This is a genomic window from Ventosimonas gracilis, from assembly GCF_001580025.1.
In the GTDB taxonomy this organism is placed as follows: domain Bacteria; phylum Pseudomonadota; class Gammaproteobacteria; order Pseudomonadales; family Pseudomonadaceae; genus Ventosimonas; species Ventosimonas gracilis.
Window position 1 is genome coordinate 43,776 of the sequence record NZ_LSZO01000112.1, and the last position, 15,004, is coordinate 58,779.

Here is a 15,004-nt window from a genome sequence, read left to right on the forward strand (position 1 = left end):
GCTTGGGTTCGCTAGTGTAGCGCTTGGTGTGTTAAGAAGCGTAGCAGTGCGATTGAATTTTTGTACAAGACGCAGGCAAAGATTTCAGTGGTTTTTTCGCTCAAGCGCTGCTCGATAGAAAAGCCGTTTGTTTTGGCCGCTGATTTTTGCGGCAAGCGATGCTGCTTTGGCGGGTGAAAGCTCTTGCAGGAGTAAATCGAGCAGGTGCAGCGCCTCGCTGCCTAGTGCCTTATCAGCGCTGTCTTCCTTGAAACCGCCAACCAGTAGTACGCATTCGCCGCGTTGCTGCTGGGTGTTCTCAGTAACTTGCCTCTGCAACCTTGCAAGGGGAGCGCTTATCAGCGTTTCAAAGGTCTTGGTAAGCTCCCTCGCCAAAACGGCGGGGCGGTCGTCGCCAAATACCTCCGTCATATCGGTAAGACAGGCAAGCAGACGATGCGGCGCTTCGTAAAAAATCAGCGTTTGTGATTGACGCGCGAGCTGCTCAAGGCGGGCGCGGCGGGCGGTGGTTTTGCTGGGCAAAAAACCATCAAAAATAAAACCATCAGCGGGCAGGCCGGAGACAGACAGTGCGGCAATCAGCGCACAGGCGCCAGGTATTGGCACAACGGCAATACCTGCTGCACGCGCTTGCTGCACCAAAGGGTAGCCGGGGTCAGAAATTAAAGGCGTACCGGCGTCGCTGATAAGGGCAAGGTCTTGTCCTTGCTGCAAACGTTCCAGCAGATGGGCGCTGGTGGCGCGTTCATTGTGTTCATGACAGGCCATCAGCGGCGTATCAATGGCAAAGTGGGCAAGCAGTTTGCGCGAGTGACGAGTGTCTTCGGCGGCAATCAGCGACACTTCGCGCAATACGCGAAGTGCTCGGGCGCTGATGTCTTCTAGATTGCCAATGGGCGTTGCCACTACATAGAGCGTGCCGGTCAAGGGTTAATCCTTAAGATGCGAAAAATGCCATAGTGTACCTTTGTCCGCCCGATGGCTCTTGGCTTGAGTACAATCTGCACTTTTTAAGTCACAGGAAGACTTGCATGATGACCCGCCTGTACCCGTTTGTGATTCTCTTCCTGCTTGCTTTGCTGGTGGCCTGCCGCAATACGCCGACTGCCCAGCAGGAAGGCACTCAGGCCGTAGAACCACCCAGCGTAGAGCAGTTGCTGAAAAAGGCAGGGCGCGGCCAGTCGGAAAAAGCACAAAAACTGCGTCTTAGCGCAGCGGAACTGGCCTTTGCGCAAGGCGACATCGAGTCTTCCAGCACTATCCTTGCGCAAATCACGCAAGCCTCGTTGCCCTTGGCCGAACAAATGCAAATCAGCGCTTTAACGGCTGAAATCGCTTTGGCACAAGGGCAGAATAAGGCGGCAATGGCGGCATTGGAGCAGCCTGCGCCTGCGCATTTGGATGAATTGCCCCTCTCGCAGCAAATACGCTATCAGCAGGTTCGCGCGCGCGTGCTGGAGGCTAATGGACAGGCACTAGCCGCGCTGCGTGTGCGCCTTTATATCGCCCCGCTGCTGGAAGAAGAGGCTCAGCAGGCCAGTAACGATGAAGCCATCTGGACGTTGACCAAAGATCTTGCGCCGTCCATCCATGAAACCCTCGGCGACAGCGTACTGGACGGCTGGCTGACTTTGGCGCGGTCGGTGAGCGAAGCGGGCGCTCTTTTATATCAACAGCAAGATGCCATTCGCACTTTTGTGCAAAACAATCCAGGGCATCCCGCCGCACAAAAACTGCCGCCCGAGCTGTTACAGCTACTGACGCAACAAGACCAATATTTGTCCCGGGTGGCCTTGTTATTACCGCAGCAAGGCTCGCTGGCGGCTGTTGGACAGGCCTTGCGTGATGGTTTTATCGCTGCGCAATGGCAAGCGCTTAAAGCGCAGGGCAGGGCGCCGCTAGTGGATGTGTATGACAGCGAGCGAATCAGCGATATGGATGCGTTCTACCAACAGGCCAAAGCTTCCGGCGCGCTGATGGTTATCGGCCCGCTGGAAAAACCCTTGGTGCGCCAGCTCGCCATGCGTGAACAACTGCCGCTGCCGACGCTCGCGCTCAATTATGCCGATGTACAACACAGCGGTCCGGCAGATTTATTCCAATTTGGCTTGGCTGCTGAAGACGAAGCGCGAGAAGTCGCCCGCCGAGCGGCGGCAGACGGCATGCGCCGCGCCGTGGTGATGGTGCCAAAAAGCGAATGGGGCGAGCGCGTGCTGGATGTGTTTCACCAGAGCTGGAGCGCTTTGGGCGGCGAGCTGGTCGCCGTTGAGTATTTAGACCAGCCGGTACAAATCAGCGACCAAGTTGCCAATCTGCTGCGCCAATTGCGCGCGACTTCAGATGGCTTTGCATCAGCCGACTTTATGTTTCTCGCCGCCACCAGCCAGCAGGCGCAACAAGTCAAGCCTACTCTTGCCTATCACCGCGCCGCCAATCTGCCGGTTTACGCCACTTCGCACCTGTATAACGGCAGTTTGATGGCAGGGCAGGGGCGTGATTTGGAAGGTATTTTCTTTTGTGAAACGCCTTGGCTGCTGGATGCTTCCAACCCGCTACGCCAGCAAGTCGCCAGTAACTGGCCAGAGGCCAACAGCAGCTTGGGCCGCTTGTACGCGATGGGCATTGATGCGTATCACTTGGCTTCGCGTTTGAGCCTGCTAAAAGACGTCGCAGGCAGCTCTTATGAAGGGCTAAGCGGACAGCTTTCGCTCGATAATAATCTGCGCATTGTGCGCAGGCTGCCTTGGGCGACATTTAGAAACGGCCAGGTGCAGCGCCTGTCGCCAATAGGTGAAGCGCCTTGACCAGCAGCGAACGCGGGCGCGAGGCCGAAGCCTGCGCTTTAGCCTTTTTACAAAGCCAAGGACTGCGCCTGCTCAGACAAAACTGGCGCTGTCGTTTTGGCGAGCTGGATTTGGTGATGCAAGATAAAGACAGCTTGGTTTTTGTTGAAGTGCGTTACCGCCGCAATAGCCATTTTGGCGGTGCAGTGCAGAGCGTTGATGCCAGCAAACAAAGAAAACTCGCCCGCAGCGCTCAACAGTTTTTGCAGCAACAGGCTGCATTAAATAACAAGCCCTGCCGTTTTGATGTGATTACGCTAGGTGAAGCGGCAAAGCCGCAGTGGATTAAAAATGCTTTTGAACTGCCCGAAGGTTGCTATTAAAACCAGAGTTTTTCAGGAATTTATCATGTTTCGATATTGGCTGATGGCGTTGTCTTTATTATCCGTTTTTGCCCTTGGCGGCTGTACTGTGACTGCCGAGCAGTGCGACCCTCGCAATGCCGATAGCGGGTTTGGCACTAAATTGGGATGCAGCACACGCGGCGTTTATGCCGAGCGGGTCGCGCAAAAAGAGCGCCTATTGCTCGATGAACAAAAAGCTAACCAGCTTTTTCGCGCCATTTATGCCTCGCTGGAACAGGAGCAGCGCGAAGTTGGGCTTGAACGCAGCGGGCAGCAGCGTCAATATGCTGCGCTTAGCCAATCACTGAATGCGCTGCTCGCTGAAATCAAGGGTAAAGCGGCAGGCAATCGGCAAATTGAGCAGCAAATAGCCGCCTTGGAGCAGCAAATTGCTGATTTAAAGCAACAGGAAAATCCATCCGTACTGCAACGCCGTCATGAATTGCAGAAGTTGCAAGAACAGGTTGCCGCGTTGGAAGCGGACTTGGGTCTGCGCTAAACCTAGCCTATCGAAGCAAATATCATGCAACGCATTGCCCGCCTGTCAGGTCAAAACTTAGGTGAAGCGCTGGACGGTTATGCCGATTTAAGGCAGATACTGAGCCGTTATCTGCCACCTTCTACCGTCAATATGTACGCCAAGCCCAAGCAGGCTAAAGACGGCGTGGTGGAGTGGTACAGCGAATTAGGCGGGCAAGCACGCTCTTTATATCAACTGGATGTAGAAGACCCCAAACAAGCCGCCGAAGCGCGTCGTTTGTTGGCAGAACGCTTGCAGGCGGTGCAAAAGGCCGCAGACAGCCTGTATGTACCCGGCGAAGACAGCAGTGAGCAAACCGAGCGGCTACGCAGACTGTTGCAACTCGCGGCACGTACACCGCAAGAAAAAAATATCTACGTAGTGGACGGCCAGCCGGTTATCACCGCCTGGGGAGGTGGCGAGCCACCCAAACCGCCCGAAGCGCCGCTGATTCAAGCGCCGCCTCCACGTAAACGCCGTTGGTGGCTTTGGCTGCTGCTGTTATTGGCATTACTGGCACTACTCGCCGCGTTGCTTTGGTGGCTGTACTGCCGCACGCCCAAAGCTGAGCCGCTACCGCCGATACAAGAGCCGCCAACCATCGAAGAGCCGGTTATCGAGCCGCCGCAGGAAGAACCCATCCAGCCGCCCGAGCCACCCGAACCGCCGGTAGAGCTGCCTCCGCCGCCCGAGCCACCTAAGCCGCTGCCCCCGCCGGATCCGCTGGCAAAATTGCGCGAGCGCATCAAGCAGGCGGGCAACGATTGCAAGGCGCTACAGCAATTGCAGAAAGACGAACCTCTGTTAAAAGAAAATCGTGAGCTGAGCGCGCAAGTCACGCAAAAACTACTGCAACACTGCAAGGAGCAGATGATTAGCAAGGCTAAGGACCTCTGCCCGGAGGAACGCCCGCCGGAACTCGCGCCGGAAATGGTGATTGTGTTTGACGCTTCCGGCTCAATGGACATCAGCATGCTGGCAACGCCGGAGGAAATCCAAAAAGCCAGCGCCGTGCAAGGCGCTGCCGATTTATTGACCGGTATTCTGCTGGGTTCGCGCGCACCCAATACCATGCAGCATATTTTCCGCGAGCCCAAGCGCATTACCACCGCAAGGCAAGCGACCGTCGCGCTCGTTGAACAACTGCCTAAAGATGTCAATGCCGGATTGGTGCTGGTTGAGCGCTGTCCGGGTGCACGCAGCGTAGGCTTCTTTCCGCCCGCACAACGCGGCCAGCTACTGCGCCGCTTAAAAGGCGTAGTACCCATGGAAGGTACGCCCTTGGCCGATGGTATTTCACGTGCCGGAGCCATGCTTGACGGGGTAAGCCGCGAGTCGGTGATGCTGGTGGTTTCTGACGGCGAGGAAAGCTGCAATCAAGACCCCTGTGCCGTTGCGCGTGACTTGGCGCGGCGCAAGCCTTACTTAAAAATCAACGTGGTGGACATCCTGGGCACAGGTGCGGGTAATTGTTTGGCGGCGGCGACCGGCGGGCAGGTCTTTACCGCAAGCAATGTCAATGAGTTGCAACTGATGACCCGGCAAGCGGCACAAGACGTACTGGCGCCAGCGCACTGCCGCCCGTAAGCTGCTAAAATCGCGTTCCCGCTGATACCCCAAGCCAGTCGAGTTCCCGTTATGGACATTATGCAAACCATTAAAGAGCAAATCGAAAACAACCCCGTTGTGCTGTACATGAAAGGCTCGCCCAACGCGCCACAGTGCGGCTTTTCCGCCCGTGCCGCGCAGGTTTTGATGGCTTGTGGTGAAAAGTTTGCCTATGTGGATATCCTGCAAAATCCAGAAATCCGCGCCCATTTGCCCCAATACGGCAACTGGCCGACCTTTCCGCAGCTCTGGGTAAAAGGCGAGCTGGTCGGAGGCAGTGACATCCTGCTGGAAATGCACGAAAAAGGCGAACTGCTGCCGCTGATTCAATCGGCGACCGCAGCAACCGATGCCTGATAACGAACCATAAAAAGCCCCGCCAGAGCGGGGCTTTTTATTTGCAGCGGAATTAGTCCGTCATCTGCGATTGCAGGTAGTTTTCCGGCCCCATTTTTTCAATCAAGCCAAGTTGGGCTTCCAGCCAGTCGATATGCTCTTCTTCGGACTCCAAAATGTCCTCCAGCAAATCGCGGCTAACGTAATCGCTTAAGCTTTCACATAAAGCAATGGCACTGCGTAAATCGGCAGTGGCACGCATTTCGAGCGCCAAATCGCTTTTAAGCATTTCCTCGGTATTTTCACCGATATGCAGCTTGCCCAAGTCTTGTAGATTGGGCAGACCTTCTAAAAACAGAATACGCTTAGTGATTTTGTCGGCGTGCTTCATTTCGCTGATGGATTCGCCAAACTCATGTTTGCCCAATTTGCCAAGACCCCAGTCGTCATACATGCGCGCATGCAGAAAATACTGGTTAATCGCAATCAGTTCGTTACCCAAAACCTTATTAAGATGTTGAATAACTTGTTTATCGCCTTTCATTTTTGCTACCTGTGACAAGGGGTTGTTACGCTCGGCAAGTGTAAGCAGAAAGTGGCGATTTGTAAAGCATAAACTATTGAAAAATAAATAAAATTAAATCTTAATGCGAGCGCTTTTCAATATTCTTATTGCCACTTTAAAAGCCGCATGCTATATCGAAGGTCACCTTGCAAGGATGGATAAAAGACGCAATGAAAATCGCTGCCAATCTCTCTTGGTTATTTAATCAAGCGCCGCTGCATCAACGTGTGCTACTCGCCAAAGCGGCGGGTTTTGATGGGGTGGAAATACAATTTCCTTATTCACTGCCCGCCGTTCAATTAAAAGAAGCGCTTAAGGCGGCCGATTTGCCTTTAGTGCTGTTTAATCTGCCCGCTGGGGATTTATTGGAAGGCGGCGCTGGACTTGCTGCCACGGCGCAGCGGCAGGCGGCGTTTAATGAGGCGCTAAAACAGGCGCTGCACTACGCGGCAATGGTGCGTCCGCGTTTTCTTAATGTACTGGCGGGGCGATTACTGGCGGGCATATCAAGGGAAACGGCCTGGCAAACGCTCATCGAAAATCTGCAAGTGGCCGCCCGTGAGTGCGAACTATTGGGTATCCGTCTGTTGGTCGAAGCGGTCAGCCCACAGGAAATGCACGGCAGCCTGATTAGCACGCCTGAGCAGTTACTTGAACTGCTGGCAGCGGTCAATCAGCCCAATCTGAAGGTTTTGCTCGACCTCTACCATATGGCGCGGCAGGGTTTGCATTTGCCCAAGGTGATTACACAACTCGCGCCGCATATCGGCCATGTGCAGTTTGCCGACTGCCCCGGTCGCGGTGCGCCGGGCAGCGGTTTGATTGATTTTGCCGCCGCCAAACGGGCGTTGCGGGAAAACGGCTACAACGGCTGGCTGGCGGCTGAATACCGGCCCGCAGGCGATACCAAGGCCAGCTTGCACTGGCTGATAAGCTGGCGTGCCAAACCATGCTGATGGCTTGGTATCTGCCGATAAAAACCACGCATGTAATGCTGGTTTTAATCAGTGGCAGCCTGTTTGCCGTGCGCGGTTTTAGCCTCTTGTTAGGTACGCAGTGGCCGCTGCGCCGCGGCGTGCGCATCGGCAGTCAGCTGATTGACAGCGCTTTGCTTGGCAGCGCACTGCTGTTGCTCAGCGCACTGCAAATCAATCCGCTTATGCAGCCTTGGCTTTGCGTCAAGCTCGCGCTGCTACTCGTCTATATTGGCTTTGGTATTTTGGCGCTGCGCCGCCGAAAGTGGTTTTTCTTTGTGCTGGCGCTTGGCTGCTTTGCCATGATGTTAAGCGTTGCCAAAACCCATCATCCGCTGGGGTTTTTGACCTTTTTACTGATTTAAACCCTGCGCGACTGTGCGCCGCACGCGGGGCGGGGAGCGCAGACCTATACTGCACAAAAAAGATAATTCCGCTGATACAGCGATTATTTCCAAGTGTTGAGTTAAGCCTGATGAGCGAGCACATTCTGGTCAAGGACATTACGCCAGCACCCAAAGAGGGGGCAGACCTTTACGCGAGCCGTGAAAAAATCTACACCCGCGCCTTTAGCGGATTGTTTCGCAATTTACGCCGTGGCGGCTCCGCGTTTTTGTTTTTGCTCTACTTCGGCACCGTTTGGCTGTCTTGGGACGGCCATCAAGCGGTTTGGTGGAATCTGCCGGAACGCAAATTCTTTATCTTTGGTGCGACCTTCTGGCCGCAAGACTTTATCCTTTTGTCCGGCGCATTGATTACCTGTGCCTTCGGTTTGTTTTTTATCACGGTATTCGCCGGACGTGTTTGGTGCGGTTATACCTGTCCGCAAAGCGTGTGGACCTGGATTTTTATGTGGTGCGAACAAATTACCGAAGGCGATCGCAATCAGCGTATCAAGCTGGACAAAGCCAAAATGTCGGCACAAAAGTTCGCCCGCAAATGCGCCAAACACAGCCTTTGGCTGCTGATTGGCTTTATCACCGGTTTAACTTTTGTTGGTTATTTCTCGCCCATCCGCGAACTCTGTATCGATTTTTTTACCGGCCAAGCGAGTGGCTGGGCGTATTTTTGGGTACTGTTTTTTACCCTCGCCACTTACGGCAACGCCGGTTGGCTGCGCGAACAAGTGTGCATCTATATGTGCCCCTACGCGCGTTTTCAGAGCGTGATGTTTGATAAAGACACGCTGATTGTTTCCTACGACCCACGCCGCGGGGAAACCCGCGGGCCGCGCAAAAAGACCGCCGACTACAAAGCCAGCGGCTTGGGTGACTGTATCGACTGCACCATGTGCGTGCAGGTCTGCCCGACCGGCATTGATATTCGTGACGGCTTGCAAATCGAGTGTATCGGCTGCGCCGCTTGTATCGATGCTTGCGACAGCATTATGGATAAGATGAATTACCCGCGCGGGCTGATTAACTACACCACCGAGCACAATCTGTCCGGCCAACAGACCAAACTGCTGCGTCCGCGCTTGATTGGCTACGCGCTTGCGCTGCTTTTGATGATGGGCGCACTCAGCATGGCCGTGGTATTGCGTCCGCTGGTCGGACTTGATGTCAGCAAAGACCGCGTGTTGTTCCGTGAAGACAAGCTAGGACGGATTGAAAACGTCTACAGCCTAAAAATCATGAACAAAGACCAAAAGGCACATAGCTATGTGCTCTCCGTTCGCGGGATGGAGGGTTTGCAATTAGGCGGCGAACGGGAATTAACCGTAGCCGCCGGGGAAATTATCAACCTGCCCGTGCAGCTTGCCATATCACCTGAGCAACTGCCCTCGACCACCAACGATGTCTGGCTTTCACTGCAAAGCATCGACGCCCCCTCCATCAAGGCCGAAGCGAAAACCCGCTTTATCGGCCCACTACTGCGTTAAGGACTGGTTATGGAGCACTCTACCCGTTGGTATCAAAACCGCTGGCCTTGGATCATTATCGGCATGCTGGGCGGCACCATCGTATTGTGTCTGCATCTGATGGTGCTGGCGATACAAACGCAAGATAGTCTGGTGGTGGATAACTACTACGACGCGGGCAAGGGCATCAACCGTTCGCTTGCGCGCGAACAATTGGCGCGAGACCTTAATATTCGTGCCGAAGTGGTTTTTGATGAGCTGACCGGCGAAGTCCGCGTGCAGCTTAATACAGAACAAGTCGATGCACTGGAGCTGAATCTGATTTCCCCCACCCAACCCGAACAAGACCTGCATATCGCGCTCAAACCCCATATCGCGTTAAACCGCTATTACGGACAACTGCCGCATCCCGTCTCTGGAAGGCGCTTTGTCGAAGTGATTGGCATGGAGATACCGCACAAAAAGCACTGGCGCTTGTTTGAAGAAGAGCAGATCGTCCACGGCCAAACGCTGCTGCTCGGCGACGAACCGCTGGCCGGGGCAACCGCCCCGGCTGCGCCATAACTTTACCCCTCTCTCCCGCCAGCGGGAGAGAGGCTGGGGAGAGTAGTAAAAACTACCCGATGAGCAAACCCGAACCTTGCTACCACTGCGGCCTGCCGATTACCGGCAGCGCGCCGTTTTGCGGACAAGTGCTGGGGCAAACCCGCCGTTTCTGCTGCCCGGGTTGTCAAGCGGTCGCGCAAACCATTGTCGATGCGGGCCTGGAAAGCTACTACCGGCACCGAAGTGAAAGCGCAATCAATCCCGAAGCCTTGCCGCAACAGTTGCAAGATGAACTGGAGTTGTACGACCGCCTTGATGTGCAGCAGTCTTTTGTCCATAACCAAGGCGATGACCAGCAAATCACCTTGCTGGTCGAAGGGGTAAGCTGCGCGGCCTGTGGCTGGTTGATTGAGCAGCAGCTTGGACGTTTATCGGGCGTTGCCGAAGCGCGGCTTAATCTATCCAATCACCGCTTGCATTTGCGCTGGCAGAGCGCCGTTTTGCCGTTATCGCAGATACTGGCAAGGCTTAAACAAATCGGCTACGCCGCGCATCCGTTTGAGCCAGACCAAGCGAGCGCCACGCTCGCCGAAGAAAATCGCCAGACCTTGCGTCGTTTGGGTGTGGCCGGTTTGCTCTGGTTTCAGGCAATGATGGCGACCATGGCGACCTGGCCGGAATTTAACTTAGACCTCTCGCCCGAACTGCACCACATTCTGCGCTGGGTCGCCCTGTTTTTGACTACACCGATTGTTTTTTACAGTTGCACGCCGTTTTTTAAAGGCGCACTGCGCGATTTGCGCAGCCTGCATCTGGGCATGGATGTTTCCGTTTCGCTGGCCATTGGCGGAGCCTATCTGGCCGGTATTTGGAGCACGATAAGCGGGCAGGGCGAGCTGTATTTTGATGCGGTGGGCATGTTCGCCCTGTTTTTGCTCTCGGGCCGCTATCTGGAACGCCGCGCACGCGAACGCTGCGCACAGGCGACGGCGGGCCTGGTCAATCTGCTGCCGACTTCCTGCTTGCGGCAAGGCAGCGACGGCAAGACGCAGCGCATCCTGCTGCGTGAGCTTAATATCGGCGACCTCGTGCAGGTACTGCCAGGCGCGGTGATTCCCGCCGATGGGCAGATTACCGATGGCTCATCTTGCATCGATGAGTCCCTTTTATCCGGCGAATACCTGCCCAAGCCGCGCAAGGTGGGCGATTGCGTCACCGCCGGTACGCTCAATGTAGAAAGCACGCTTTGCGTCAAAGTGCAGGCGTTGGGCACGGATACGCGGCTTTCTGCCATCGTCCGCCTGCTCGAACGGGCGCAAAGTGATAAGCCGCGCCTAGCGGAACTGGCAGACCGTGCCGCGCAGTGGTTTTTGCTATTTGCGCTACTTGCTGCGGCGGCGACTTTTTTGTTCTGGCTTAATCTTGAGCCGGCGCGTGCCTTTTGGGTGGTGCTCGCCATGCTGGTTGCCGTCTGCCCCTGTGCGCTATCACTGGCAACGCCGACCGCATTGACCGCGGCGACCGGTTATCTGCATCAGCTGGGATTACTATTAACACGCGGCCATGTGCTGGAAGGTTTAACTCATATCGACACGGTGATTTTCGATAAAACCGGCACGCTGACCGAAGGCAAGCTATCTTTGCGCGAAATCCGCCCGCTGGGCGAGTTATCGGTCGATGATTGCCTGCGACTGGCGACAGCACTGGAAAATCGCTCGGAACATCCTATCGCCCGTGCTTTTGGCCGCGCCGAAAAAACCGTTGAAAACGTACAGAACATCCCCGGACGTGGACTGGAAGGCCAGATGGACGGGCAAAGGCTGCGTATCGGCGAGGCGGCTTTTGTCTGCGAACTGTCCGCGCAGCCCATCCCCCCACAACCCAAAAGTAGCGGCCAGTGGCTGCTGCTGGGTAATGAAACCGCGCCACTGGCTTGGCTGGTGTTGGACGACCGTCTGCGCAGCGAGGCGAAATTATTGGTTGAAGACTGCAAAGCCCGTGGCTGGGAAACCCTGCTGCTGTCTGGTGACAGCTCGCCGCAAGTGGCCGAAATGGCGGCGACCTTGGGCATTGGGCAGGCCAAAGGCGGCTTAACCCCCGATGACAAGCTCGCGATCTTGGGCAAGCTGCGTGCAAAAGGGCGCAAAGTGCTGATGCTGGGCGATGGGGTTAACGACGTGCCCACGCTCGCCGCCGCCGACATCAGTATCGCAATGGGCGGCGCGACGGATTTAGCCAAGACCAATGCCGATGCGGTGCTGCTTAACTGCAATCTGGCAACCTTGGCGCTTGCCTTTAATCTCGCCCGCCGTACGCGCCGCGTGATTATCGAAAACCTCGTCTTTGCGGCGCTCTATAACGGCCTGATGCTGCCCTTTGCTGCTTTGGGCTTAATTACTCCCGCTTGGGCGGCGCTGGGCATGTCCATCAGTTCGTTGGTGGTGGTGCTTAATGCGCTGCGTCTTGGTAAAACCCATATTGAACTTAGGATAACCTAAGTGCTGCACTTAGCAAAACGATTAAAATAAATCGTCTTCTTTTTTCGGCAATACCAGTTGTGCGGTAGCGGCATAGGCCAAGGTCAAGGGTAGCAATAAATAAACCGATTCCAATACCAATAAAGAGGGCGTGATATATTTATCGCAAAATACCCACCAGAGAAAGTGGGTAATAGCCGCCATAATGGATACCGACATACTGGTCAATAAACTGCGGTAAAGGCGCAGCCCACTAACCACCAAGGCAATGGCAATAGCCGATGGCAGGAAAAACAAGGCTCCACCCAAAGCCACTGATACTATTGAGTCGCGTTCGATAAACCCTCGCCAAATACCCCCGGTGTTGTGCCAGGAATAAAGCATCACGCCTGCTAAAAAAATTATTCCGCCAATAATCGGCAGCAACAATACTTTAAAAAATACCAAGCGGTACGGCCAATTACTGTCTGCCTCTTGTTTAAACATAAATCACCTGCCTTAATTAAATTAAACAAAGCGATTAAAAACGCACCATAAGGCTTGCTTGGTGCGCACCAGCAGGGGCTACTGCCGCCTCTGTCTGCTTGATTTTCGCAACTGCTTAGCTCGCAGCAAGGCGCAGGGCCCATGCTTGCGTGGGCGGTGCTTAATCCCTTCCTTAGGACGGATTATCTTGCCCGATTTGCGCCTAAGCTGTCCAGCGAGTTAAGGCGTACCCGGCAAAGCACGGATGGCAGGCAATAGAAAGCCGCGCAGTCTTGCCAAGCACTGCGCGGTTGAAATGTTAAAGCCGTTTTTAAAAACTAATCAGCAGATTGAAATTTAAATTACGTGGCTCGCCAGGAGTAATCCAGTTATGACTTGAACTGCGCTCATAGTATTTTTTATTCAGTGCATTATTTAATTTTATACCCGCTGTTACATTGGGCAAAATTTCCCAACTGCCTAAAAAATCCAATGTGGTATAACTTGGCAGTCCTGCACCTTTATAAGGCGCTTGTATGCCCGTTGAAAATTCACGCTGACCCACATAATTGACAGAAGCACCTACATTCAACCCTTCCTGAAACGCCCAAATACCTAAAACACTACCACTATGATGCGGGATTCCACCCAAGCGGCTGCCCTTGTAACCTACACGCTGGTCTTGGGTGACTTTGGCATCAATAAAGGCGTAAGCGGCTATTAGATTAAAATTATCGCCAATTTTTCCGCTAACTTGCGCATCAATCCCTTGGCTGCGTACTTCGCCTACGGTAATGGAAAAACCGGGGTTGGTCGGGTCAGGATTAGCGACATTTTCTTTAGTGATATGAAAGGTTGCCAAGGTTGCGCCCAAGCGACCTTCCAATAAGTCCAGTTTTACTCCGGCTTCATAGCCTAAGCCTTTTTCGGCTTTAAGTATTTGCCCATTATAATTTGGGTTGTTGGGGGTAAATGACGTGCCTATACCGGCAAATAAATTAACTTGATGGTTGAGTTTATAAGTAATTCCTGCGCGTGGTACAGCAACGTCTTTATCTTGCTTGGCTTTATCATTGTTTAAAGGATTGCTACGCTGCTGCTTAATATTTTCTAAGCGCAAACCCAGTAAGCCAGAAAGATGTTCGTTAAAATCGATCTGATCTTGCAGGTTAAGCGCGTAACTTTTGACTTGATTTTTGCTATAACTGGGTGTTGTCGCAGGTCTTGCCGCGCCATAGATTGGATTATAAATATTGATGGGAAAAGAGGGTGGCAAGGAAGGATCTGAATTGGTCGCACTGAAATGATTGTAATAATCCTGCCGCCAGTTTTCTGTTTCAATACCGGCTAATAATTGATGCTGCATGCCTGCGAGATGAAACTTACCGAAAACTTCTGCATGCATTATCAAACTATGGTGGCGCATATCATTAGGATTGTAGCGGCGACTCATGGTATCTGTGCCAAAAAGCGGCCCGGAAAAAAGAACATCCGTCACCGTGCCTTTAATTCGGCTGTCAAGATATTGTCCGGCGAGGCGTGCCGTCCAATCCGGCTGGAAATCATGTTCCAGCGAAAGCTGTAGCAAACTGGTCGTCAAGCGCAGTTTTCCATCGCCCGGCTCACCCAAAAAGGTCGAATGCTTAACCCCGCCTAATTGGCCGTTTACCGATGGAATACCTCTATCCATAACATTGTCAGTGCGAGTAAATTCGCTATCGAGCAGCAGCCTTGTGCGCTCAGTGAGATGCCAAGTCACGGCCGGAGCTACCATTTGCCGCTGCATATCAACGTAATCACGAAAACTTTTGCGGGTTTCCGTTGCCAGATTGACACGCGCCAGTAGCTGGCCGTCTTCTGTTAATGCGGCGTTACTATCCCAATCGACGCGGTATCTGTCCCAGCGTCCGGCGCTGAATTTAAGACGGTTAAAGGTCTCATTCTGCGGGCGCTTGCTGACCATATTGATAACACCGCCCGGATCGCCACGGCCAAACAGTCCGCCAGTAGGGCCTTTAAGCACTTCAATACGTTCCAATGTGGCGGTATCAGCAGCGTAATAACCACGATTGACGGAAAAACCATTGCGAAACAGCGAGCCACTACTAAAGCCTGAAGTAAATCCACGCACGCTGAAACTGGCATTGGACATGCCGCCAAAGTCGTTTTGCCTGCCAACGCCACCGGCAAAATCGAGCGCCCGGTCAATACGAGAATCGCCCAAATCTTCAATAACCTGCCTTGGTACCACACTGATGCTCTGCGGCACTTCTTCAATAGACGTGTCGGTGCGTGTGGCCGTGGCGCTGCGTGTAGCGCGGTAGCCCTGCACCGGCCCGTTGGCGCGTTCTTCAAGGGCGGTGGAGGAAATATCGATGGGTCTTAGGAAGCAAACATGTTTTTATGGCATGATAACTTCCTGATATGACTGGTAAAAATAGGTACTTCAAACGTTCGAAAATCAG

At 53.8% G+C, this 15,004-nt stretch carries 14 protein-coding genes; 10 read left to right on the forward strand and 4 right to left on the reverse strand.

Annotated elements, in window-relative coordinates:
* Positions 1-84: 84 nt before the first annotated feature.
* Positions 85-927, reverse strand: coding sequence for a 16S rRNA (cytidine(1402)-2'-O)-methyltransferase (gene rsmI, locus AXE65_RS05080; protein WP_068388986.1), 843 nt, complete (start codon positions 925-927; stop codon positions 85-87).
* 104 nt (positions 928-1,031) lie between these two features.
* Here rsmI and AXE65_RS05085 point away from each other — a divergent pair, with 104 nt between their 5' ends.
* The 5 genes from AXE65_RS05085 to grxD are packed head-to-tail and all read left to right on the forward strand — an operon-like array spanning position 1,032 to position 5,672.
* A complete protein-coding gene (locus tag AXE65_RS05085; RefSeq protein WP_068388988.1) occupies positions 1,032-2,804 on the forward strand; it encodes a penicillin-binding protein activator in 1,773 nt (590 codons plus the stop codon).
* Positions 2,801-3,166, forward strand: coding sequence for a YraN family protein (locus tag AXE65_RS05090; RefSeq protein WP_068388990.1), 366 nt, complete (start codon positions 2,801-2,803; stop codon positions 3,164-3,166). The genes AXE65_RS05085 and AXE65_RS05090 overlap by 4 nt, the downstream gene beginning before the upstream one ends.
* A 25-nt stretch (positions 3,167-3,191) precedes the next feature.
* Entirely contained in the window at positions 3,192-3,686 is a 495-nt protein-coding gene (locus AXE65_RS05095; RefSeq protein ID WP_068388993.1) for a hypothetical protein, read from the forward strand.
* A gap of 24 nt (positions 3,687-3,710) precedes the next feature.
* The gene (locus tag AXE65_RS05100) at positions 3,711-5,294 is read left to right on the forward strand and encodes a hypothetical protein (protein ID WP_068388996.1); all 1,584 of its coding nucleotides are present in this window, start codon (positions 3,711-3,713) and stop codon (positions 5,292-5,294) included.
* Positions 5,295-5,345: 51 nt separating this feature from the next.
* A complete protein-coding gene (gene grxD, locus AXE65_RS05105; RefSeq protein ID WP_068388998.1) occupies positions 5,346-5,672 on the forward strand; it encodes a Grx4 family monothiol glutaredoxin in 327 nt (108 codons plus the stop codon).
* A gap of 52 nt (positions 5,673-5,724) precedes the next feature.
* On the opposite strand, the gene bfr is transcribed toward grxD, so the two are convergent.
* Positions 5,725-6,195 (reverse strand): bacterioferritin, encoded by a 471-nt coding sequence (bfr, locus tag AXE65_RS05110; protein ID WP_068389001.1) that lies wholly within the window; start codon positions 6,193-6,195, stop codon positions 5,725-5,727.
* Positions 6,196-6,386: 191 nt separating this feature from the next.
* Between bfr and AXE65_RS05115 the strand changes: the two genes are divergently transcribed.
* The 5 genes from AXE65_RS05115 (at position 6,387) to AXE65_RS05135 (ending at position 12,095) form a co-directional block, all read left to right on the forward strand.
* Positions 6,387-7,172, forward strand: a complete 786-nt coding sequence (locus tag AXE65_RS05115; RefSeq protein WP_068389004.1) for a hydroxypyruvate isomerase family protein — start codon at positions 6,387-6,389, stop codon at positions 7,170-7,172.
* On the forward strand, positions 7,166-7,555 hold the full coding sequence (locus AXE65_RS05120) for a SirB2 family protein (RefSeq protein ID WP_068389007.1): 390 nt from the start codon (positions 7,166-7,168) through the stop codon (positions 7,553-7,555). The genes AXE65_RS05115 and AXE65_RS05120 overlap by 7 nt, the downstream gene beginning before the upstream one ends.
* 110 nt (positions 7,556-7,665) lie before the next feature.
* The gene (gene ccoG, locus AXE65_RS05125) at positions 7,666-9,072 is read left to right on the forward strand and encodes a cytochrome c oxidase accessory protein CcoG (protein WP_068389010.1); all 1,407 of its coding nucleotides are present in this window, start codon (positions 7,666-7,668) and stop codon (positions 9,070-9,072) included.
* A gap of 9 nt (positions 9,073-9,081) precedes the next feature.
* Entirely contained in the window at positions 9,082-9,615 is a 534-nt protein-coding gene (locus AXE65_RS05130) for a FixH family protein (RefSeq protein ID WP_068389013.1), read from the forward strand.
* A 59-nt stretch (positions 9,616-9,674) separates the two neighbouring features.
* Positions 9,675-12,095, forward strand: a complete 2,421-nt coding sequence (locus AXE65_RS05135) for a heavy metal translocating P-type ATPase (protein ID WP_068389016.1) — start codon at positions 9,675-9,677, stop codon at positions 12,093-12,095.
* Between the two features lie 21 nt (positions 12,096-12,116).
* On the opposite strand, the gene AXE65_RS05140 is transcribed toward AXE65_RS05135, so the two are convergent.
* Together AXE65_RS05140 and AXE65_RS05145 are read right to left on the reverse strand one after the other, a co-directional pair.
* Positions 12,117-12,560, reverse strand: coding sequence for a hypothetical protein (locus AXE65_RS05140; RefSeq protein ID WP_068389019.1), 444 nt, complete (start codon positions 12,558-12,560; stop codon positions 12,117-12,119).
* Between the two features lie 310 nt (positions 12,561-12,870).
* On the reverse strand, positions 12,871-14,871 hold the full coding sequence (locus tag AXE65_RS05145; protein WP_239685033.1) for a TonB-dependent siderophore receptor: 2,001 nt from the start codon (positions 14,869-14,871) through the stop codon (positions 12,871-12,873).
* Between the last annotated feature and the right edge of the window lie 133 nt (positions 14,872-15,004).